This is a genomic window from Psychroflexus lacisalsi (assembly GCF_020164495.1).
GTDB lineage: Bacteria > Bacteroidota > Bacteroidia > Flavobacteriales > Flavobacteriaceae > Psychroflexus > Psychroflexus lacisalsi.
This window is the reverse complement of sequence record NZ_JAIQYZ010000001.1, coordinates 1,537,619-1,560,201: the sequence shown is the minus strand read 5'-3', so window position 1 is coordinate 1,560,201 and position 22,583 is coordinate 1,537,619. Positions and strand designations below refer to the sequence as shown.

The following is a 22,583-nucleotide window of genomic DNA, read 5'->3' as shown; positions in this document are numbered from 1 at the left end:
GGTTATAGCAACGGGGCTCACCTCTTCCCATTCCGAACAGAGCAGTTAAGCCCGTTAGCGCCGATGGTACTACATACCGTGGAAGAGTAGGTCGCCGCCTTCCTTTACATTAAACCCTTCATTACTTCACGTAATGAAGGGTTTTTTAGTTTATATATCCTCTACTTAGATGATAAAATAGCTCAAAGTTATCTTTATAAACACATCTTAACTGCATATCTTGAAAGATCGGATTTTGTTAATTTAATATCCAAAAAAATCTGCATGAAATTAATTATGCAGATTCTAGATTTAAATATATGCAAGGCTTTAATTGATGGTTTAAAGCTTTAAAGCTTCTATTATTTTATACCCCTCAATAGTTTTTGTAAAAATCAAGAAATTTGTGTCTCCACCAATTTTACATCTTAGTTTGTTTTGAATTTGTGATGTTGTGAGTTTAAAATTTTTAGATACTAAATTTATGTATTCACCTTTATACTTTCGTTTAAGCTTTTTAAAATTGACTGTTTCAACATTTTTAATCTGAAATACTTTACCAGGGAAACTATTAATTTTGATTTTGGAAGTATAAAAATTTGTATTGTTTTCTATTTTTTTCAATTCATATTTTAAAGCAAAATGATCATACAATCCTGATTTCATTATACTAGAATTAAACTCATAAAGATATTCTTGACATTCTTTTACCTTAATAGTACTGTAAGATTGTTCTTTATCATACTTTGAAAAAGAATATTTTTTTTCTTTTTCGTAGTTATACATCTTAATAACCCTGGAGTTTTTTTCTCTCCAATCTATAATCCAAAGTAATTCTTTAACATCATTTTTTATAGATATGATATGTAATTCTTTTACTCCAGATAATTCCTTATATCCCATTTCAATATCATACATGGGAGATGTTTTGATCATAAGATTTCTACACTTATCTTTAAATAATGATTGATGATTTAAAATATTAGGAAGTGAATTTTCTAAAAGAAATACTTTCTGATCTTTATTTCTGCGAGACGGATCTATATAAATCCAATCAAATATATTTTCTGTGCTTTGTAAATATTCCGTTGAATCCTGATTAAAACATGATATATTATGAGCATTTAAAAGTGTGAAATTATATTCAGCTATATTACAAAGGTCTTTATTTAATTCCACGTAGGTTACTTCATCAATTTTCTTTGAAAAATAATAATCATCAATTCCAAAGCCACCAGTCAAATCAATGAATGTAGTTCCTTCAATGATCTTTGCTTTATGTAAAGCTGTTATTTCTGATGATGTTTGTTCTAAATTTATCTTAGGAGGATAAATGATCCTATTATTGTTATACCAGGTGGGCAATTTTTTTCTAGCTTTACTCTTTCCTACTATTTGGTTTACGAGAATATCTATATTAATCGACCTAAATGGACTTCCTCTCAATACCAAATCTGGTATTGGTGTGTGAAGGTTTTCGTTTATAAATTTTAAAACTTCAGTATCATCTAATTTACTATACTCTTCTTCTAAGTTCATGCAGTGTAATTCCTAAAGTTTGAGAAACATTCATGCTTGAGTTATTTCCATACATTTCGATATGATATACTTTGTCAAGCCTTTGTAATATTGTTTTTTGTATCCCAAATTTTTCATTTCCTAGAACAACTAAAACTTTATCGTTTACAGTTTGGTTAATATTTACAATATTTTCACTATTACTTGTAATTTCTAAACCAATCATAAGCCCTTTAAAGTCATCGAATACTGTTTGAAAATCCTTATAATATCCAATATTTAGGTTCTTTTCAGTGGATCTTGATGTTCTTTTAAACCGATTGCTGTCTAAGTCCTTTTTATTTTCATTTCTTAACCAAATGGTATCGACATCAAAAGCTTCTGCATTTCTAAAAATACTGCCTAAGTTAGCAGGGCTATCAATTTTATCCAAAAAGACGAAGATTTGAAGTTTTGACGAATTTTTAAAATTTACTTGTTGATGTGTCAGCTGTTTGTTTTTCATTTTGTAAAAGCATACTTAATGATATTTACTCCCATTTTCAATGCTTGAAGTCTAATTTCTTCCGGATCCCCATGAACTGAAGAATCTTCCCAACCATTTCCTAAATCACTTTCATAAGTAAATAAAACCATCAGTCTTCCTTTATCGTCCTCAATACCAAAAGCCTGAGCTGGCTTTCCATTGTGTTCATGAATTTTAGGTAAACCGTTCTCAAATTCGAATTCGTTGTTGAAAATAGGATGATTAGAACTCAATTCAATAAGTTTACGGTTGGAAAATACTTTTTTAATTGCTTTTCTAAAATATGGTTCCAACCCATAATTATCGTCAGCATGTAAAAAACCTCCAGAGAGCAGATAGTCTTTTAAATTTTTCGATGCCTCATCAGAAAAATAGATATTTCCATGACCTGTAAGATGAATAAATTGATAATTAAATAGTTCAGGGTCTTCAGGTTTTACCTCACTTGCATTAGAAGCTATTTTACTTTCAATTGTGTTATTTACAAATTTTATAAGGTTAGGTAAAGAAGTGGGATTACTATACCAATCACCACCTCCATCATATTTTAGAAGAGCTATCTCTTGTGCATTCAAATTACTGAATTTTGCAATTAAGATGAGAATAAGAATAATTAATCTCATAAGGATTGAATTAAATTTACAGTATGACAAGCTACTATTCCAGCAGTTTCAGTTCTTAGCCTAGATCCTGAAAGCGATACGGCTTTAAAATCTTTTGTTAACGCTAATTGAATCTCTTCTTGAGAAAAATCGCCCTCTGGTCCAATCATAATCAAATTATTATCATTTATAACTTTAGAAAGGTTCTCTTTTGGCTCATCTTCACAATGCGCTATAAACTTAGTATGCTTAGTTTCATAATTAATGAAATCTGAGAATAATGTTAACTTATTTAATTTAGGTAAAAATGTATTCAAAGATTGTTTCATTGCAGCCTGAAGTACCTTTTCATAACGTTCCTGTTTAATGACTCTTCGTTCACTATGATCGCATAGAATAGGTGTAATTTCTTGAATTCCAATTTCTGTAGATTTCTCAAGAAACCACTCAAATCTATCATTCGCTTTAGTTGGTGCAATTGCAATGTGAAGATAGTTATCTGCTGTGTTTTTTTCTTGAAAACTTACAACTTCAACTTCGCACTTTTTTGGATGATTACTTTTGATTACTCCATTTGCAAGTAATCCGGAACCGTTGGTAATCGCAATTTCCTCACCAATATTTTTTCTGAGTACTTTTGAAATATGTCTACTCTCTTCAGAATTAATGCTTATGAATTTTGAGGAAGAATCAAAGTTTGGCTCGTAGAAAAGTTGCATTATTCTATGGTTTCTAAAACTAAAATTTCTTCAATAAGTTGTGGAGAATAACTTTTCAGTATAAGATAGTACCATCCTTTATCTTCTAAATCAACTTTGAATGTTTCATTCGCAGCTCTGATACTTGATAAGGCTGCATTTTTAAAATCTTCAGGAACACTACTTTTTTTAAACCAACCAGAGTCTCCCCCCTTGTTTTTATTCATATCCATTGAGTATCGCTGAGCCAGTCGCTCAAATTTTTGTGTTTTATTCATCATTAAAATGCGGTCTCTTAATTTATCTATTTCTTCATAACTCATTTTATCACCATCAAAATAAATGTAATTGACCCTAAAATGTTCTACATTTTTTTTCTTAATAATTTTAAGCTTCTTTTTTTCTCTACCCTTCAGGGTTATACTCTTGCCTTCACTTAATTCGAAAAGCTTATTAGCAAGATTAGAATTGTGCTTCTCTGCATTAAAAATGGATAAGTTTCCTTCTGATTTTAATTCTAAAATTTCTTTTTCAGAATAATCAAAATCTGAATATGGATCCTGATTATGTCTGAATAAGTTATTTTGGGAATGAAGCTGAAAACTTAGTAAAATTAAAAGTAAAACTGATTTCATAAGGTTTGGTTTAGATGGCGTATCTAGCTTTGGAAGCGGTTGCTAAATCTGTAAATTGATTTTTCTGAAATTTTAGATATCCTACTATTCCAATCATAGCAGCATTATCTGTGCAATATTCAAATTTAGGGATGAAGACATTCCACCCAGCTGATTCTTTTTTTTCTAAAAGTGCATTCCTTATTCCAGAATTAGCGGAAACTCCTCCTCCAATGGCAATTTGATTGATCCCTGTTTCTTTGACAGCTTTTGTCAATTTTGTCAATAATATATCGACAACTTTTCTTTGAAAAGAAGCACAGAGATCTTCAATATTTTCAGAAATAAATTCAGGGTTTTCTTTAGTTTGTTTTTGAAGAAAATAAAGTACCGAAGTTTTTAAACCACTAAAACTAAAGTCTAAACCTTTTACCTTAGGTTTTGCAAATTCAAACTTTAAAGGGTTACCAAGTTTTGATAACTTATCGATTTCTGGGCCTGCAGGGTAGGGAAGTTTCATCATTTTTCCGCATTTATCAAAAGCTTCTCCAATAGCGTCATCCAGGGTTTCTCCAATGACTTCCATTTCAAAATAATCTTTGACTTTCACTATTTGAGTATGACCGCCACTTATAGTTACCCCAAGAAAAGGAAACTTTGGAACATCAGTTTTTCCGTCATTGATGAAATGTGCAAGTAAATGCGCTTGCATATGATTAACTTCTATTAATGGAATTCCTAGTGCAAGACTCAGAGATTTTGCAAATGAGCTACCAACGAGTAACGAACCCATAAGGCCAGGTCCCCTTGTATAGGCAATAGCAGACAAATCATTTTTATTAATATCTGCTTTTTTTAAAGCCTGATCAATCACAGGTACTATATGTTGTTGATGTGCTCTAGAAGCAAGTTCCGGAACCACTCCGCCATACTCTTTGTGAACCTGCTGAGTTGCGACAATATTACTTAAAACTTTATCGTTACAAAACACAGCAGCTGAAGTGTCATCACAAGAAGATTCAATTCCTAAAATGTAAATATTCTTCTCAATTTCCATCAGTTAAATTTAAATCTTTATAACCCTAGCAAATCTAAATAAATTTGTGGCTTCATATGAAGCATTTAGGATTAGTATTTGATATATCTTTGAAAAAAATATAATAGTAGAGTGCTCAAATCCCTTTGGAATTTTTTAAAAAAAACTGTTACAGCTGTAATATTGATACTATTGCTTATTGTACTTGTTTTTTTGATTCCTCAGGTACAGACTTATTACGGAAGCAAACTCACAAAAACCTTCAATGAAACTTATAATACAGACTTAAATGTAAGTAGGCTGAGTATAAACTACAAAGGCAATATTGTTTTAGACAACTTACTTTTGAGAGATGATTATGAAGATACAATCATCTATGCAAAGTCTCTCTCTACATCTTTAATAAATTTGGCTAATCTTTCTGGGAAAAATCTTCATTTCTCCAATACAGAGATTGATCAACTTAAATTTAAATTGAAACAGTATCAAAATGAAAAATATGATGAGTTTACTAAGTTTCTAGACAAACTGAATGACACAACTACAACTTCTGGCCAGTCTTTTCAACTTAAGATAAACAGAGCGCTTGCTTACAATAGTGATTTTAGTATCATCAATCAAAATATAGGTCAAGATCCCACTTTTTTTATCAAAGATTTAGATTTCAATCTATCAAACTTTAAGTTATTAGGGCCAGACCTTGATTTTAATCTCAGAAGGATGTCAGGCATCCTAAAGCAAGGAATAATAATCGACGATTTCAAAACTAGGTTTTCTTACAGTCCAAGTCAAATGCATCTTGAAGATCTAAGCTTAGAGACTCCTTATTCCAACATAGAAGGGGAAATAGAATTTGATTATAATCGCGAAGATCTTAAGGATTTCTTTGATAAGGTAAATATTAATGCCAAATTCAATAACTCATTGGTGTCGAGTACAGACTTACGACGATTTTATGATGGTTTTGGATATTCTCAAGAGCTGAATATTACTGGTGTTGCTTCCGGTCAGCTAAATAATCTTGAATTAAAAGCATTAAATATAACAGGAGTTCAGGATACTAGACTCGATGCCGAATTAAAACTTGTGAACTCATTTAGTGATTCTCCTTTTAGCATGAAAGGCTCTTCGATGGATATTTCTACTACCTATGGAGACCTTATATCTCTTTTTCCAGATGATCTGAATGAGAATTTGCCAATTTATTTTAAGCAATTTGGTTTGACAAATCTTAAAGGTAAAATTGAATTATCCAGCGACGAATTGTTTACAGTTCTAGACGTAAAATCAAAGCTCGGTAAGGCATCATTAAATTTAAATTTTGAAAACTACCAAAGCCCAGATGTTGTAAAATATGCAGGATTCCTAGATGCAGTCAAATTTGATTTAGCCTCTTTTTTAGGAATAACGACTTTAGGAAAAACAACCTTTAACTTCAATGTCAATGGATCTGGGTTTACGAAATCTTCACTTAACACTTTAGCAGAAGGGACCATAAATTCTATTGAAATAAATGGATACGAATACAGAAATATCAGACTTAATGGTAACCTGAAAGCACCATATTTTAATGGAAGATTAGAAAGTTTGGATCCAAACTTTCTTTTTTCTTTTGATGGTCTTTTGGACGCTTCAAAAAAAGAAAATACATACAATTTTAGTGCTGATATTGATTACGCCGATTTGGCTAAACTAAATATTATCAAACGCGATACTGTGGCAGATTTTCAAGGTAAGTTGAGAGTTGACCTTGAGGGAAATTCATTGGATGAGTTAAAAGGTAAGCTTAGCTTCAATTCATTTAAATATGAAAATACAAACGAAAAATATAGTTTTGAAGACCTTATTGTTCAATCTTCCTTTGAACAAGACAAACAGACCATAAGTATTGACAGTCCAGATGTGATCAGTGGTAAATTGGAGGGTGAGTTTAAATTGACCTCGTTACCACAACTTTTTTCTGATGCTGTTGAAAATTTATACTTCAGAAGCAAAAAAGACTCTAAAAGCAAAAATCAGTTTGTTGATTTTGATCTCAATATTTATAACAAAATTGTTGAAGTATTCTTTCCAGAGATTGAAGTTGCTCCAAAAACTTATATAAGAGGGAGTATTGATGCAGATGCAAATAATTTATCATTGAATTTTAGGTCACCTCATTTGGATATTTATGGTAATACGCTAGATAATATTAACATACAGATAGATACAGAAAATCCACTGTATAACTCATATGTCGAAATTGAAAGTATTATCACTTCGTTTTATAACATTTCAGATTTCAATATGATTAATGTAAATCTGAAAGACACATTGTTTGTTAGAACTGAATTTAAGGGAGGCAAGTTGCAGAAAGACAATTTCAATTTAAGTATTTATCAAACCTTGGATAGTGATGATAAATCTACATTTGGATTCAAGCGTTCAAGTATTGTTTACAATGATAATTTATGGTTTATCAATAGAGATTCCAATAAAAATAATAAAGTTGAAATCGAGCGAGGTTTTCAAAATTTCAATGTAGACTCCCTCAAAGTTACAAGTGGAAATCAATCAATATTTTTTGATGGGATTCTAAGGGATTCAACTTTTAAAGATTTAAAACTTACATTCAATAAGGTAGAGCTTGCTGATATAGTTCCTAAACAGGATAGTATCAATTTTGCAGGAGTTCTGGATGGAAGATTGGATATTTTCCAAAAAAACAATTTATATGCTCCAAATCTTGACATCATAATTGAGGATTTTGTGTTCAATGAAATTAAATATGGACAGTTTTCTTTGGAAGCAGATGGTAACAAGGACTTGAGTTCATTTAATTTACTTTCTGAATTAAAACTTGATGATGATTTACTTTTCAAAGCAGATGGATCAATATTTTCAATAGAAAATGATCAATATTTTGATGTTGACGTTAGTGTTAATGAGTTTGATCTTAGCTCTTTGACTGTGTTTGGTGAAGATGTCATTTCCAAGATCCGTGGATTTGCTTCAGGCAATGTTGATGTCACTGGCAAGCTTAACAATCCATACTTAAATGGAGAATTATTATTGAATGAAGCGGGATTAAAAGTCCCTTACTTAAATATTGATTTTGATTTTGATAAAAATTCAAAAATAAGTTTCGATGATAAAGACTTTGTTTTCGATAATATTGGTGTTACAGACGTCAAATACAATACCCAAGGTCTGTTAAACGGAAGAATAAGCAACCAAAATTTCAGTGAATGGTTTTTAGATTTAAATCTAAGTTCAAATAATTTAGTGGCTCTAGATACTGAATTTGAAGAAGGTGATCTTTATTATGGAACTGCGTTCATTGACGGATCAGCTTCGATTACAGGACCTACAGATGAAATAGAAATCAACGTAAATGCAATTACTCAGAAAAATACTGTGTTTAAAATACCCTTGGACGATTCTGAGTCTTTAGGCGATAATTCATTTATTTATTTTCTAAGCCTGGAAGACAAGCTATCCAAAGAAGCCGGCAGAAAAATAGAGTTGAAGGAGGTAAAAGGTTTGAGTCTAAACTTTGATCTCGATATCACTCGAGATGCCGAAGTGGAAATAGTAGTAGACCCAGCTAGTGGTAGCAGCTTGAAAGGAAGAGGGGCAGGGACACTTCTAATAGAGATCAATACCAATGGGAAATTCAATATGTATGGAGATTTCGTTGCCTATGAAGGTGAATATAATTTCAAATACTCAGGTTTGGTACAGAAGCGATTTGAGGTTGTTCCAGGATCGAATTTGACTTGGAATGGTGATCCTGTGAGAGCAAATATAGATGTACAGGCAAAATATATAACTGAAGCAAATCCAGCGATTTTACTTGAAAATCCTTCAGTCAACCGAGAAATTCCTGTGGAAGTCCTCATCAATTTAACTGGACAGATCATCCAACCTGATATTGAATTCAGTTTAAATTATCCCAATTTGTCTTCTGTAGTAAAAAGTGAGTTAGAATATCGTGTTCAAGGCCGAGAAAATACTGAACTTCAAGCTTTATCGTTGGTTACTCAGGGAACTTTTTATAGTCAGGCAGGTCTAGGACAGAATGCAATCACAGGTAACTTGATTGAAAGAGCTTCCGGGATAGTAGATGATATTATTTCAAAAGAGGATAATAAATTTAAACTCGGTTTGAATTATCAACAAAATGACAGAAGTCTTACTCAAAACAATCTTGCAGATAGAGTTGGACTTTCTATCAAAACTAAGATAAGTGATCGGGTCTTAATCAACGGTAGGTTTGGGGTTCCAGTAGGGGGAGTTACAGAGTCTGTTGTGTTTGGTGATGTAGAGATAAATTTTCTTCTGAATGAAACAGGGAGTTTGAGAGCAAATGTGTTTAACAGAGAAAGTGATATACAATTTATAGGAGAAGAACTAGGATATACGCAGGGAATTGGCTTGACTTACACCGTAGATTTTAACAACTTCAAAGAGTTGATTAATAAAATAATGAATAAGGAATTCACTAAAGAGAAGAAAGAAGACAAAAAAGATGAAAATGATAAAACAATTGAATTGCCTTCTTACATCAATTTCCCTTCAAATAGAGGAGCTAATTAATAATTCTTTTCCAAAAATAAATTATAACAGCTATAGAAATCAGGCAGATTAAAGCTGATAAAATAAAAAGAGTCATCTCATTATAAATAAGATACCCCGTAGCAAACAATGCTGAGTATACTCCAGCGACTCCTGCTATAAATCCAATTATTTTATACTTAAATCCATCAAATTTTTGACCGTTATCAAATACTTTCTTTTCAAAAGAATCTATAGTTTCTTTTGATGATGGTTTGGTTAGTAAAGTAACTCCTACCCAAATACAAGTCGTTATTAATACACCAATTACAAGTTCAATATGGGATTCTAATTGCCAAATCCCATAGGTTTTTCCTACAAAAAATGTAACAGCGATAATAAAGGAGGAGAGCATCGCCGCAATTTCACTATATGGATTTATTTTGTACCAAAACCACCTCAATATAAAAAGTAGACCAGTGCCAGCACCAATTTGAAGTAATAAATCGAAGGCTTCTTTTGCTTCTTCGAGGACTAAAGCAAGAAGAGCAGCAAAAATCATCATGAACAAGGTGGAAAGCCTACCAACTAATACTTTATTGCTTTCCGAGGCATTAGGCTTTAAAAACCTTACATAAAAATCATTTACAACATAACTACTTCCCCAATTGAGATGTGTGGAAATCGTACTCATAAATGCTGCAATCAATGATGTAATGACAAGGCCAAGAAGTCCAGCAGGAAGATAAGATAACATAGCAGCATAAGCTAAATCATTTTTAATAAAGTCTTCATTCAGATCTGGGAATGCAAGAGCTAGGCTTTGTAGGTCAGGAAATAATACAATAGAGGCTAAACCAATAATTATCCAAGGCCATGGTCTTACAGCATAATGCACAACTGTGAACAGAAGTGTTGCAAGGGTTGCATGTTTTGTGTTTTTGGCGGCTAGCATACGCTGGACAATATACCCCCCGCCACCTGGTTCGGCACCAGGATACCACACACTCCACCACTGGACGGCTAGGGGTACAACTAAAATTGGAATAAAAACTTTAGGATTTGAAAAATCTGGGAAAATCGAACTTTTCTCATTCACCTCAGGAACTGCAAGTAATTCTTGTAAACCACCAATTTCAGGCATTTCTACGATGTAGATAGTTGCCCAAATACTACCAGTAATAGCAATTGCAAACTGTATAAAATCGGTAAGAATAACACCTTTTAAACCTCCAAGCATTGAGTATAGGACAGTCACTGAACATGAAATTACTAAAGATTCAACTGCAGAAAAGTTGAACATCACATGACCAATTTTAATAGCAGCCAAGCAAACGGTCGCCATAATAACTATATTGAAGAATACTCCTAAATATATGGCTCTAAACCCTCTTAAAAAGGCAGCACTTTTGCCGCTGTAGCGGAGTTCATAAAACTCAAGATCTGTTGATATTTCACTTTTTCTCCAGAGTTTGGAATAAAAAAATACGGTAAGCATTCCTGTGAGTAGAAAACTCCACCAGACCCAATTACCATAAACCCCATCGTTTCTTACTATACCTGCTACAAGCCCTGGGGTATCAGCAGCAAAGGTGGTGGCCACCATCGATATACCAAGCAACCACCAGGACATATTCCGTCCGGATAGAAAGAAATTCTTCGCATTTTTCCCACTAGACCTGGAAGCATAGACGCCAATCCCAAGGCTTATTGCAAAAAAGGCGATGATAATAACCCAGTCAATGAAGCTTAGTAGCATATAATTTATCCTTGAAAGGCAATAAGGCTTATCTCAACATTAGCATCTTTTGGTAATCTTGCGACTTGAACAGTTTCTCTGGCTGGAGCTGTATCTTCATTAAAGTATGAGCCGTAGATTTCATTGATTTTTGAAAAATTATTCATGTCAGAAATAAAGATGCTTGTTTTTATCACATGAGAAAAGTCTAAGTTAGCTTCACTTAAAATGGCCTTCAAACTTATCATGACGCGGTTCGTCTCTTCCTCTATGGTATTAAATTCGGTTTTCCCTGTTTCAGGGTTTATTGCAATCTGCCCTGAGGTATAGAGAAAGCCATTTATGCTTACAGCTTGATTATAAGGTCCAATTGGAGCAGCAGCATGTTTAGTTTTAATTATTTTTTTCATAATGATTAATTTAAAGTTCTATCTCTTTCTCTGTTCTTATCATATTTCACATCTTGTAATATATTGGATTTAATTCCTATAAAGAAAAACCATGATTTTCTTATTCCAAAAGGTGTCCAGTTAAAACTCATCTGCCAACTTTTCAAGTCTTTAGCAAACCGAAGTTGTGTAAATGAAAATCCTTTATTTTTAATATCATAACCAGATGATACACCCACCTTCCATGTAGGAGATAATTCTACATCTCCAGAAAACATTAAGGAATGAGAACTTATCTCGTTTTCTCTTGCTTGATTAGAATAGGTCATTGTGTAAGATAAATTTAAATTCCAGGGTATGGCGTAATTATAAAATTCATTTTCATCACTTTTAGACTCTTCATTATTGGGCCGTCGATTCATCATTTCACTCGTTCCAAAAAGATCATCCGGACGTCCACCATTTCGATAGCTTTCAGAATCAAATTCTTCATCATCTCCGTCTCCATCATCTTCACCTTCATCTTTTTGAAAATCTTTATTTGAAAATGAATAACTAAAACTTAAATTACCTCTTGTAAGTCTAAATAAACTTCCTCCGTTATTAATATTAAGAGTGTTTATTCTACGATTATTACTGTTTAGAGCATACATGTCTAACGACCCCAAGAAGTTGACTGCCAGCTTATCTTTCACTACAGGCAATGTACCTCTCACAGATACTGGACTTAAATTTAATGAATCAAGTGCAAAATTATAATTTGTACTAAAGCTTAAATTACTTAAAAGACTTCTCTTTTCGAAGCGGTCATCACCTGTAAGTGTTGAGTCTTTTTTTCTCACCTTGGCTTCAAAATCATTTGTGACACTGAAGGACATACTACTGGTGAAATTGTTTCCCGGCGCACCATTTAGTGTTCCTTCAAACCTTGAATACTCTACAACTTCATCTTCAAGTCCCGCAATTCCTGTTCTCGTATATTCATCGTAATATTGATCAAAGGCTGGTCCTATGTTGTAAGACACAGAAGGTCTTATCACATGACGGATGGCTTTTATATTACTATGATCGCCAAAATCGAACATTCCGTAGACAGTGGTTCCTACCGAAGTTGAAAAATCGTATGTTCTGTAAGAATCAAATCCATTTATCGTGTCCCTTTCTACTTGACCTATCTGCTCATCAAATCTCTGTTCGAAGGTCTTAAGAGTCCAGACTTCGTTAAAATTTGCACTTGTACTCACACTAAAATGATCAAATATTTTAAAATTTGTTGAAATTGGGATTGTATGTCTAGCTCCTGAATTTGCATTTTCAAACATTTCCGGGCGAAAGAATAATGAGTCTGTTGTAGTAATTCTGTTTTCTGCTCTTACATTATACTGAAGATTTATATTTTGTATAGCTCCCTGCTTAGTTCCTGTTTTTGGCTCAAAAGGGAAAACCCTCCCAATGCTGAACTGTAAGGTAGGTAATGTAAGGTTTATGACTTCAGTATTGGTATTTTGGTTATGTGTAGCAGAGATATTCAAATTCATACCCGGTTCTCCTTCAAACGTTTTTGAATAGGAAATGGAAGAATTTAATGTATTATTTAAAAAATTACCTGTATTATTCTGGTTTACAGATTGCTGGTAGTAATCACTGGATCCTAAATTTACAGAAGCTGAGAATCTTGATGATGGGTTTGCCTTTTGGTCTTGATTATGACTCCAACGCAGGTTATATATGGTCGTTTCACTAAAATTTGGAAATCCCCGTTCTTCGAGTAATAATTTCTCATATCTAAAGGCTACGTTTCCGTTAAAACGATACCTGGCATTGTAGTTACTTTCTAGCCGAACACCGTAACTTCCATTGGTGTAATAATCTCCCTGTACTGCTAAATCGGCATAATCACTTATTGCAAAATAGTATCCACCATTTTGTAAAAAGAACCCTCTATTTATATTTTCACCGTAAGAAGGAATGATAAAACCAGATGATTGTTTTTCTGTCAATGGAAAGTATCCAAAAGGTAAACCTAAGGGAGTTGGAACATCTGCTATATACATATTGACAAAACCCGTAACGATTTTGCTATCAGGAACAAATTTTATTTTTCTTGCAAAAAAATAGTAATCTGCGTCATCTACATCTTCCGCAGTGGTGAATTTTGCGTTAGCTAAATAATAAATGGAATCGTTTTGTCTCTTAGAAATTTCCCCTTTTACCTTAAAGCCACCCTGTTCTGTCCTTGAATTAAAAACCAAAGCTTTCTGTGAATCAAAATTAAAAATCAAACTATCGGGTTCAACTAAATTATTACCTTGTTTGAAAGTTGGTTTTTGGGTGTAAGTCCCCGTAGAATCAATAATTCCTGCTGCAAAGACTTCTTTAGTTGAATTATTCATAACGATTCTCCCTGCATTGATGATCATGTCACCATACTCTACAACGGCTTCGTTATAGAGGTACATTTTGTTTTCCTTTCTTGATAATTTTTTGTAGTCTTTGGCAAAAGCATTTACAATATCAGTCAAAGTTTCTCGCTTTCTAACTGTTTGATTTTGAGAAATGGTGTCCCCAATTATGTATTTTATTCTCTGAGTTATAGAATCGGCCTTATTATTGATTAAGTAACCAAGGTCAGTTTTTTTTGATTCTTTTTCTTGTCCATAAAGGCCGAAATTCAAAAGAAATACAATAAAAAAAAGTATGTAAAGTAAGTTTGTACGCAAAGCTTTTAGTACTATTTTTGTAAAAGTGGCCATTATTAAGAAGTCCCAAAATTACATTTTATTTTTATGCTTCCTAAAAAAGTTTCAAATAACATCCACAATTATAAAATCTATGTTTAGACCTAACTTTAGTCTCCCTTTATTATTGTTTTTATTCATTTTTAATTTGAGTGTAAATTTGACTTACGCTCAATCTGCTTCTAAAAAATTTATTGTGGTATTAGACGCTGGACATGGTGGTAAGGATGCAGGTAATACTGGTAATAATTATTTTGAGAAGGATATAGCATTGAAGATTGTTCTTAAGGTTGGTGAGCAGCTTAAAAAATATGAAGACTTAAAAGTGATTTATACAAGAGATAAAGATGTGTTTATTCCTCTAAATAAAAGGGCTGAAATTGCAAATAAGGCTAATGCTGATCTGTTTGTTTCGGTACATTGTAATGGTGTAAATAATAGCGCCCCATCTGGTACAGAGACTTTTGTTCTAGGTTTGCATAGAAACAAGGACAATTTGGAAATTGCAATGAAAGAGAATTCAGTTATAAAGTTTGAAGATGATTATCAGATAAAATACGATGGTTTTGACCCCGATTCTCCTGAGTCTTATATTGGGTTTTCAATCATGCAAGAAGAATTTTTGGATCAGAGTGCTTTGCTTGCCGATTTTGTTCAAAAACAATTTTCAAGTACAATGAGTTTAAAAAATAGAGGTGTTAAGCAAGCTGGATTTCTTGTATTGAGAGAAACTTACATGCCAAGTGTTTTGATCGAAACTGGATTTCTGACCAATAAAGCTGAGGGCGCTTTTTTAAATTCTGTCAATGGGCAGACCAAACTCGCAGATGCAATTGTCGATGGTATTAATAATTATAAAAACATTATTAATGTTAAAGCTTTAGAGGCAGAGCTTAGCGAATACAAAGTAAATTCTAGTGACGTAATAGAAGATTTTTCTTCAGTAAAATTTAAAATTCAATTAGCGGCAAGTTCAAGAAAAATTGATCCAAGTCCAGAAAACTTTAAACAATTGGTGCCAATATCAAGATATCAAGAAAATGACTTGTTCAAATATCTATTTGGAGAAACAAATAACTACATGAGTGCACAAACCTTAAGAGATAGAGCTAAAGCAGAAGGTTATACATCTGCATTTATTGTTGCTTTCAATTCTGTAGGTGAAAAAATTTCAATAAAAGAAGCGCTCAATACAAGAGTTAATAACTAGTTTTCATTAAAGTTTACTACATTTGAAACAAAACATTATCCTTTGAAAAAAGAAGTAAAAGTTGGCATTTTAGCCATTGTTGCGGTAGCCTTATTTATTTTTGGTTACAATTTCCTTAAAGGAAATAACTTATTTAATACATCACGAACTTTTTATGCGGTTTATGATAACGTTGAAGGTCTAAACCAATCAGCACCTGTTACTATTAATGGATATCAAGTAGGTTCAGTTACCAAAATTGATTTTATCGAATCTGGTAAATTATTGGTTACCATGAATATGAGCGACGATTTCACTTTTCCTAAGAAAAGTGTTGCAAAAATTTACGGTGGAGGACTTATAGGTGGTAAATCTATGAAAATTGAACTAGATGATGATTTTAGTAATATAGCCAAGTCCGGTGATACTTTACAATCTGGAGTTGAAGAAGGTTTAATTGAACTTGTAAATGAGAAGCTTACACCATTAAAGGATAAAATTTCTCATGCTGTTGTAGAAATTGATACTTTACTTGGGTCTATTAATTATGTTCTGGATGCACAAACAAGAAATAATTTAAAAGAATCTATAAAGAGTCTTAATGGGACAATGGCTTCACTAAACTCATCTTCCTCTAAAATGGAAGGTATCCTAGATACAAACAGAGATAAGATAAACCTGTCCATAGATAAATTCAGTCAGACTGCAGATAATCTTTCTAAAATGACAGATTCTTTATCTCAAATTGAGTTTAAAAGTATTGTTCAAAATGCAGATGAAACACTGTTAAACCTGAATGAAATTTCAAGTAAATTGAATAGCGGAGAAGGAAGTTTAGGTAAATTACTAAATGATGATCAACTATACCAAAATGTTGAAAACGCTACTAAAGAGATGGAAGAGCTTATGAGAGATTTGAAATTAAATCCTAAGCGTTACGTTCATTTTTCAGTATTCGGTAAAAAAAACAAAGAGTATAACAACCCTGAAGATTAAAAAACAATGTTAGAATATTTACCACAGATTTTATTTTTAATAGTTTTAGTTGGAGCATTTTTATTTTTTATTAAAAATGTCTCTTCCTTAAAAAGGAATATCAATTTAGGTAAGGAAATTGATCGATCTGATCGAAAAGATCAAAGGTTAAAAAAAATGTTGAGGGTGGCTTTAGGTCAGTCTAAAATGGTTGCAAGACCCATAGCTGGGATTTTACACATAATTGTATATGTGGGGTTTGTGATCATAAACATCGAAGTCCTTGAAATAATAATTGACGGTATTGCTGGAACTCATAGAATCTTCGGATTTCTTGGGCCTGTGTATGATTTTTTAATCGGTAGTTTTGAAATCTTAGCTTTCTTAGTATTAGCTAGTGTCATCATTTTCTGGATCAGAAGAAACATGATGAATATCAAAAGATTTTTATCCAAAGAATTAAAAGGTTGGCCTAAAAATGATGCAAATTATATTCTTTATTTTGAAGTTGTGTTAATGGTGCTTTTCTTAACCATGAATGCTACAGATTATCAGTTACAACTACTCGGGGCATCTCACTATGCCAGTGAAGCTGGTATCACAGGATCATTTCCTATTAGTCAGTATTTGCTTCCTCTTTTTGATAAAATGAGTGTAGAGTCACTTGTAATCATAGAGAGAACAGCTTGGTGGCTTCATATTGTAGGAATTCTAATTTTTCTGAATTATTTATATTATTCAAAACATCTTCATATTTTACTCGCTTTTCCAAACGTATATTTTTCGAAGCTTGATGATTTAGGAAAGTTTAAAAATCTTGATGCAGTTACAAAAGAAGTAAAAATGATGATGGATCCAGACGCAGATCCGTATGCTGAACCAGAAGGAAGTGATGACGATATCCCAGAGAAATTTGGAGCTAGTGATGTTCAAGATCTTAGCTGGTTCCAGTTATTGAGCGCTTATACATGTACAGAGTGTGGACGTTGTACTTCAGAATGTCCAGCTAACCAAACTGGTAAAAAATTATCTCCAAGGAAAATAATGATGGACACCAGAGATCGATTAGAAGAGGTTGGTCAAAAACTAAATAATAAAGAAGAAATTACAGCAGATAATCAACTACTCGATAATTATATTAGTCGTGAAGAGTTATGGGCATGTACAACTTGTAATGCATGTGTTGATGCCTGTCCTATAGGAATTGATCCATTGTCTATAATAATGGACATGAGACAATACCTCGTTATGGAAGAAAGTGCTGCTCCTGTAGAATTAAACAATGCAATGTCCAATATTGAAAATAATTCTGCACCATGGCCTTACAACCAGCAGGATAGATTGGACTGGGCAAAAGAAGAAGCTTAATCATCATGTCACAAAAACAGCAAGATTCCAAAGGCCAAACAATCAGTCCAAGTTTACCAGATGGTGTAAAAAACTATTTAATTGATATTGATGGAACAATCACAGACGATGTTCCAAATGAAGAGCCAGAGAGAATGGCTACCTGTGAGCCTTTTCCCGACGCATTGAAAACTGTGAACAAATGGTATAATGAGGGACATCAGATTTGCTTTTTTACGTCTAGGGTACAGGAACACAGAAAAGTAACTGAAGATTGGCTGAATAAACATGGTTTCAAATACCATAGTTTATTAATGGGGAAACCCAGAGGTGGTAATTATCATTGGATAGACAACCATATTGTAAAAGCTACTAGATATAAAGGTCAGTTCACAGATTTAGTCGATAAAAAAGAGACAATACAAGTATTTAAAGAATAAAAGATACAATAATGAGTGAAAATTTAAAAGTGCCTACAATGGCATCATATTTAGCAGAAGGAAAACAACCAGAAGTCCTATTTTGGGTAGGTTGTGCAGGTAGTTTTGATGATAGAGCCAAAAAAATAACCAAGGCCTTTGTTAAGATTTTAAATAATACAAATGTTGATTTTGCAGTTTTGGGAACTGAGGAAGGCTGTACTGGTGATCCTGCCAAGAGAGCTGGTAACGAGTTTTTGTTTCAAATGCAAGCCATGACAAACATTGAAGTTTTGAATGGCTATGAGGTGAAGAAAATTGTGACAGCTTGCCCTCATTGTTTCAACACAATCAAAAACGAATACCCATCGTTGGGTGGAAACTATGAAGTTGTTCATCATACTCAGTTCTTAAAACAATTATTGAATGAAGGGCGATTAAAAGTTGAAGGAGGAAAATTTAAGGGAAAAAGAATCACCTATCACGATCCTTGCTATCTTGGAAGAGCAAATGGAGAATATGAAGCACCAAGGGATTTACTTCGAAAACTTGAAGTAGAACTTGTTGAAATGAAATCATGTAAATCTAAAGGTTTATGTTGTGGTGCAGGCGGTGCCCAGATGTTCAAGGACGCAGAAAAAGGTGATAAAGAAGTTAATATTCATAGAACTGAACAGGCTGTTGATGTTAAGCCAGATGTTATTGCAGCTGGATGTCCATTTTGTAACACAATGATGACAGACGGAGTGAAAAACAAAGAAAAGCAAGATGATATTGCAGTTTTGGATGTTGTCGAAATGATTGCAAACGCTGAAGATTTATAAAATATATGGTAGTAGAATTTAACCAATTACCAGATTCTTCACGAGTCTGGGTTTTTCAAGCCAATAGAGGATTTAGTGAAACTGAGCTCGAAGAAATCAAGCCTGAGGTTGAAGCGTTCTTGAAAAGTTGGACTGTACATGGACAAGCTTTGAAAGCTGGTTTTGAAATAAGATATAACAGGTTTATTATACTTGGACTAGATGAGTCACAAGCAAATGCAAGTGGTTGTTCAATAGACGCATCAGTTCATTTCATTCAAAGTTTGGAAAAGGAATACAACGTGGATCTTTTGGATAAAATGAATGTAAGTTTTAAAAATGGAGAATACGTAGCCTATAAATCACTTCTAGACTTCAAAAAAATGGTAAAGCAAAAAGCAGTTTCTCCCCAAACAATTGTTTTCAATAATCTTGTGAATACAAAAGCTGAATATGAAGAATTTTGGGAAGTGCCAATGACGGAGAGCTGGCACAGCCGTTTATTATAATTTTATATGATTTCTAAAAACTATTTGAAAGTCGTCTTTATGATGACTTTTTTTTCATTCAATTGTGTTTTTTCACAAAGCAGCTTGTTTTCTGAAGATATAAATAAACAGAGAAAATGGGTAGAATCTGTTTATTCAAACTTGAGTCTTGATGAGAAAATTGGACAATTGTTTATGATTGACGTTTTTACAAACAAATCTGATAGTGAACTTGAATCTATAAAGCGTTTTATAAAAACAAACCACATTGGTGGTGTTATTTTTTCAAAAGGTACACCATATAGACAAGCAAAATTCACAAATGATATTCAAACTGAAAATAAAGTCCCTCTTTTAGTAGGTATGGATGCAGAGTGGGGGCTCGCCATGCGTCTGGACTCTACTTACGCTTTCCCCTGGAATATGACTTTGGGTGCAATCCAAGATACAAGTATTGTGAAAAAAGTTGGATATCAGATAGGTAAACATAATAAAAGGCTTGGAGTTCATATCAATTTTGCCCCGGTAGCAGACATAAATACCAATCCTGAAAATCCAATAATTGGTAACCGTTCTTTTGGTGAAAGCAAAGACATTGTGATTTCTCACTCCGTTGCTCTCATGAAAGGCATGCATGAGGCTGGTATCTTGACAAGTGCAAAACATTTTCCAGGGCATGGTGACACTCAGCAAGACTCACATAAGACGCTTCCAACAATCAATTTTTCAGCAGATCGCATTCGTGATGTTGAACTAGAGCCTTTTAAAGCCTTAATTAAAGAAGGTGTAAGTAGTGTAATGGTAGCACATCTTAATGTACCAAGTTTAGATAATCGTCCAAATTACCCCTCTTCACTTTCTCCGAAAATTGTTTCTGAAATACTTATAGAAGAACTGAACTTCAAAGGGCTAGTTATCACAGATGCGTTGAATATGAAAGGCGCAAGTGATAATAACTCTCCAGGTGAAGTTGATCTAAGGGCTTTTATGGCTGGAAGCGATATTCTTCTGATTTCAGAAAACGTTCCGAAAGCTATTCAAATTATAAAGAATGCAATTTCAAAAGGTGATCTTTCTAAAGATAGATTGGAAAGATCAGTAAAAAAAATATTGTATGCGAAATATAAAGTTGGCTTGAATGAATTTGAACCAATAGAGACTTCAAATTTGACAGCAGAATTAAATTCTGAAGAAAATGATGCCTTATATCAACATGCAATTGAAAATGCAAGTACCCTAATAAAAAATGACCTGGGGATCTTACCTATTAATGATATAGAATATCAAAAAATAGGATATTTGGAGCTCGGGGATGATAGTGGTGATAAGTTCTTTAAAGCTATGAATACTTATGCCGATGTCAAAAAGATTGAGAATAAGGATTCAATACTTGATGATCCTGGACAATTGGATTTTGATCATGTCATAATTGGCTTTCATAAGTCAAATGCAAACCCTTGGACAGATTATAAATTTACCCCTTTTGAATTAAACTTAATAAACTCCATTTCAAAGGAAAATAAAGTTACGCTTGTCAATTTTTCGAGACCTTACAGTCTGCTTGATCTTCAGAGTTTTATAAATATAGATGTGATCTTACAAATATATCAGAATAGTGATATAGCTCAATTTGTTGCCGCTCAGCAAATCTTTGGAGCTTCATCTATAAACGGTAAACTACCAGTAAGTATTTCTTCAGCTTTTCCAGTAGGGACTGGTTATAAGTTAAAATCTAACGGTCGACTCGGTGTGGGCTACTCTCAGAATTTAGGTTTCGACTCGAGTTTTGAAGCTAAAATCGATTCTCTTGCTAATTATGCACTAGAAGAAGAGATGACACCGGGTATGCAAATATTGATTGCCAGAAAGGGAAAAATTATTTATGACAAAAATTTTGGGTTTCATACCTATGATAAAAAAATAAATGTCGAGTCCAGTAATGTCTATGATTTAGCTTCTCTTACCAAAATACTTACAACATTACCTATTTTGATGACCCTTCAAGAATCTGGCAAACTTAGTTTAGACTCAAAGCTCCACGAGCTGTTACCAGAACTTGCTAGCACAAATAAGGCCAATATTACCGTCCTAGATATGCTATCGCATTATGCTAGATTAGAACCTTGGATTCCTTTTTATAAAAAAACTCTTGAGAATAAAAACGACTATTACGAAACCGAACAGTCTAAAGATTTTAGTATAAAAGTTGCAAATAATATGTATCTAAGGACAGATTATAAGGATTCTATTTATGCTGAGATTGTTGAGAGCGATTTAAGAGATACGTTGGAATATAAATATTCAGATTTGCCTTATTACTTTTTAAAAAAGTTCATTGAAAAAGAAACAAATTCTTCATTGAACAGTTTAGCAGAAACTTTTTTTTACAAACCAATGGGGCTTCAACGCTTAAAATTCTTTCCACTACAGCACTTTGCAAAAGAAGAAATTGTACCTACTGAATTCGATACAGAATGGAGAAATGAACTTGTTCATGGAACAGTCCATGATCAAGGTGCGGCAATGCTTGGCGGAGTTGGCGGGCACGCAGGATTATTTGGAAACGCTCGTGATGTAGCTTCTTTCATGCAATTGTATTTAAATGGAGGTGATTTTGGGGGTAAAACTTATTTTAAACCAGCTACAATGACTAGATTTAATACTTGCTATTACTGTGAGCAAAATGTGAGGAGAGGAGTTGGTTTTGATAAACCGCAGCTTGAAGACATTGGTCCAACATGCGGATGTATTTCTATGTCGAGTTTTGGTCATTCTGGATTCACAGGCACTTATGCCTGGGCAGATCCAGAAGAAGAAATTATCTACGTTTTTCTATCCAATAGAATTCATCCAGATGCTTCCAATGCAAAACTTATCAAAGAAGACATAAGGACCAAGATTCAAGGTTTTATTTATGAAAGTCTGCAATTGAAAAATTAATTTGAGATTAGTTTAAGACTAAGATATTTTTCAAACTTCTACTTTTGA

General features: G+C 33.1%; 17 protein-coding genes and 1 rRNA gene. 9 read left to right on the top strand and 9 right to left on the bottom strand.

Features of this window, described 5'->3' with window-relative positions:
• Positions 1-103 (top strand): 5S ribosomal RNA (gene rrf, locus LB449_RS07295); the annotation flags it as partial.
• Between the two features lie 218 nt (positions 104-321).
• Here rrf and LB449_RS07290 read toward each other — a convergent pair.
• From LB449_RS07290 to tsaD, 6 genes are all read right to left on the bottom strand, one after another.
• Complete coding sequence (locus tag LB449_RS07290) at positions 322-1,518, bottom strand: class I SAM-dependent methyltransferase (protein ID WP_224454409.1); 1,197 nt, start codon at positions 1,516-1,518, stop codon at positions 322-324.
• Entirely contained in the window at positions 1,496-1,930 is a 435-nt protein-coding gene (locus tag LB449_RS07285; protein ID WP_262901829.1) for a TrmH family RNA methyltransferase, read from the bottom strand. Before LB449_RS07285 ends, LB449_RS07290 begins: the two co-directional genes overlap by 23 nt.
• 68 nt (positions 1,931-1,998) lie before the next feature.
• Positions 1,999-2,646 carry a DUF4159 domain-containing protein gene (locus LB449_RS07280; RefSeq protein WP_224454407.1) on the bottom strand — a complete coding sequence of 216 codons (648 nt, stop codon included), beginning with the start codon at positions 2,644-2,646 and terminating at the stop codon, positions 1,999-2,001.
• Complete coding sequence (locus tag LB449_RS07275; protein ID WP_224454406.1) at positions 2,643-3,344, bottom strand: 16S rRNA (uracil(1498)-N(3))-methyltransferase; 702 nt, start codon at positions 3,342-3,344, stop codon at positions 2,643-2,645. The genes LB449_RS07280 and LB449_RS07275 overlap by 4 nt, the downstream gene beginning before the upstream one ends.
• Entirely contained in the window at positions 3,344-3,958 is a 615-nt protein-coding gene (locus tag LB449_RS07270) for a peptidylprolyl isomerase (protein WP_224454405.1), read from the bottom strand. The genes LB449_RS07275 and LB449_RS07270 overlap by 1 nt, the downstream gene beginning before the upstream one ends.
• 10 nt (positions 3,959-3,968) lie before the next feature.
• Complete coding sequence (gene tsaD, locus LB449_RS07265; RefSeq protein ID WP_224454404.1) at positions 3,969-4,994, bottom strand: tRNA (adenosine(37)-N6)-threonylcarbamoyltransferase complex transferase subunit TsaD; 1,026 nt, start codon at positions 4,992-4,994, stop codon at positions 3,969-3,971.
• A gap of 171 nt (positions 4,995-5,165) precedes the next feature.
• On the opposite strand from tsaD, the gene LB449_RS07260 reads away from it, so the two are divergent.
• On the top strand, positions 5,166-9,551 hold the full coding sequence (locus LB449_RS07260; RefSeq protein WP_224454403.1) for a translocation/assembly module TamB domain-containing protein: 4,386 nt from the start codon (positions 5,166-5,168) through the stop codon (positions 9,549-9,551).
• On the opposite strand, the gene LB449_RS07255 is transcribed toward LB449_RS07260, so the two are convergent.
• The 3 genes from LB449_RS07255 to LB449_RS07245 are packed head-to-tail and all read right to left on the bottom strand — an operon-like array spanning position 9,544 to position 14,389.
• The gene (locus LB449_RS07255; protein WP_224454402.1) at positions 9,544-11,268 is read right to left on the bottom strand and encodes a sodium:solute symporter family protein; all 1,725 of its coding nucleotides are present in this window, start codon (positions 11,266-11,268) and stop codon (positions 9,544-9,546) included. The two genes, LB449_RS07260 and LB449_RS07255, sit on opposite strands and share 8 nt — an antisense overlap.
• Before the next feature lie 5 nt (positions 11,269-11,273).
• Positions 11,274-11,657, bottom strand: a complete 384-nt coding sequence (locus tag LB449_RS07250; RefSeq protein WP_224454401.1) for a Rid family detoxifying hydrolase — start codon at positions 11,655-11,657, stop codon at positions 11,274-11,276.
• Between the two features lie 5 nt (positions 11,658-11,662).
• Positions 11,663-14,389, bottom strand: coding sequence for a putative LPS assembly protein LptD (locus LB449_RS07245; RefSeq protein WP_224454400.1), 2,727 nt, complete (start codon positions 14,387-14,389; stop codon positions 11,663-11,665).
• Between the two features lie 79 nt (positions 14,390-14,468).
• Here LB449_RS07245 and LB449_RS07240 point away from each other — a divergent pair, with 79 nt between their 5' ends.
• Genes LB449_RS07240 through LB449_RS07210 form a run of 7 tightly spaced genes read left to right on the top strand, consistent with a single transcriptional unit; the run spans position 14,469 to position 22,535 of the window.
• The gene (locus LB449_RS07240; RefSeq protein WP_262901828.1) at positions 14,469-15,584 is read left to right on the top strand and encodes an N-acetylmuramoyl-L-alanine amidase family protein; all 1,116 of its coding nucleotides are present in this window, start codon (positions 14,469-14,471) and stop codon (positions 15,582-15,584) included.
• Positions 15,585-15,626: 42 nt separating this feature from the next.
• Positions 15,627-16,559 carry an MlaD family protein gene (locus LB449_RS07235; protein WP_224454398.1) on the top strand — a complete coding sequence of 311 codons (933 nt, stop codon included), beginning with the start codon at positions 15,627-15,629 and terminating at the stop codon, positions 16,557-16,559.
• A 6-nt stretch (positions 16,560-16,565) separates the two neighbouring features.
• Positions 16,566-17,906 (top strand): (Fe-S)-binding protein, encoded by a 1,341-nt coding sequence (locus tag LB449_RS07230; RefSeq protein ID WP_224454397.1) that lies wholly within the window; start codon positions 16,566-16,568, stop codon positions 17,904-17,906.
• A 5-nt stretch (positions 17,907-17,911) separates the two neighbouring features.
• Positions 17,912-18,325 (top strand): LNS2 domain-containing protein, encoded by a 414-nt coding sequence (locus LB449_RS07225; protein ID WP_224454396.1) that lies wholly within the window; start codon positions 17,912-17,914, stop codon positions 18,323-18,325.
• Between the two features lie 11 nt (positions 18,326-18,336).
• Positions 18,337-19,128, top strand: coding sequence for a (Fe-S)-binding protein (locus LB449_RS07220; RefSeq protein ID WP_224454395.1), 792 nt, complete (start codon positions 18,337-18,339; stop codon positions 19,126-19,128).
• A 5-nt stretch (positions 19,129-19,133) separates the two neighbouring features.
• Positions 19,134-19,616: an ABC transporter ATPase gene (locus LB449_RS07215; protein WP_224454394.1), complete on the top strand. Its 483-nt coding sequence runs from the start codon at positions 19,134-19,136 to the stop codon at positions 19,614-19,616.
• Positions 19,617-19,658: 42 nt separating this feature from the next.
• On the top strand, positions 19,659-22,535 hold the full coding sequence (locus LB449_RS07210; protein ID WP_224454442.1) for a glycoside hydrolase family 3 N-terminal domain-containing protein: 2,877 nt from the start codon (positions 19,659-19,661) through the stop codon (positions 22,533-22,535).
• The last annotated feature ends 48 nt before the right edge of the window (positions 22,536-22,583 follow it).

Bases quoted from the DNA above. Each gene is read 5' to 3' on its own strand.
- LB449_RS07255 (WP_224454402.1), bottom strand. From the start codon at position 11,268: ATGCTACTAAGCTTCATTGACTGGGTTATTATCATCGCCTTTTTTGCA.
- LB449_RS07275 (WP_224454406.1), bottom strand. From the start codon at position 3,344: ATGCAACTTTTCTACGAGCCAAACTTTGATTCTTCCTCAAAATTCATA.
- LB449_RS07290 (WP_224454409.1), bottom strand. From the start codon at position 1,518: ATGAACTTAGAAGAAGAGTATAGTAAATTAGATGATACTGAAGTTTTA.
- LB449_RS07220 (WP_224454395.1), top strand. From the start codon at position 18,337: ATGAGTGAAAATTTAAAAGTGCCTACAATGGCATCATATTTAGCAGAA.
- LB449_RS07245 (WP_224454400.1), bottom strand. From the start codon at position 14,389: ATGGCCACTTTTACAAAAATAGTACTAAAAGCTTTGCGTACAAACTTA.
- LB449_RS07215 (WP_224454394.1), top strand. From the start codon at position 19,134: ATGGTAGTAGAATTTAACCAATTACCAGATTCTTCACGAGTCTGGGTT.
- tsaD (WP_224454404.1), bottom strand. From the start codon at position 4,994: ATGGAAATTGAGAAGAATATTTACATTTTAGGAATTGAATCTTCTTGT.
- LB449_RS07270 (WP_224454405.1), bottom strand. From the start codon at position 3,958: ATGAAATCAGTTTTACTTTTAATTTTACTAAGTTTTCAGCTTCATTCC.
- LB449_RS07250 (WP_224454401.1), bottom strand. From the start codon at position 11,657: ATGAAAAAAATAATTAAAACTAAACATGCTGCTGCTCCAATTGGACCT.
- LB449_RS07280 (WP_224454407.1), bottom strand. From the start codon at position 2,646: ATGAGATTAATTATTCTTATTCTCATCTTAATTGCAAAATTCAGTAAT.
- LB449_RS07240 (WP_262901828.1), top strand. From the start codon at position 14,469: ATGTTTAGACCTAACTTTAGTCTCCCTTTATTATTGTTTTTATTCATT.
- LB449_RS07230 (WP_224454397.1), top strand. From the start codon at position 16,566: ATGTTAGAATATTTACCACAGATTTTATTTTTAATAGTTTTAGTTGGA.
- LB449_RS07210 (WP_224454442.1), top strand. From the start codon at position 19,659: ATGACTTTTTTTTCATTCAATTGTGTTTTTTCACAAAGCAGCTTGTTT.
- LB449_RS07225 (WP_224454396.1), top strand. From the start codon at position 17,912: ATGTCACAAAAACAGCAAGATTCCAAAGGCCAAACAATCAGTCCAAGT.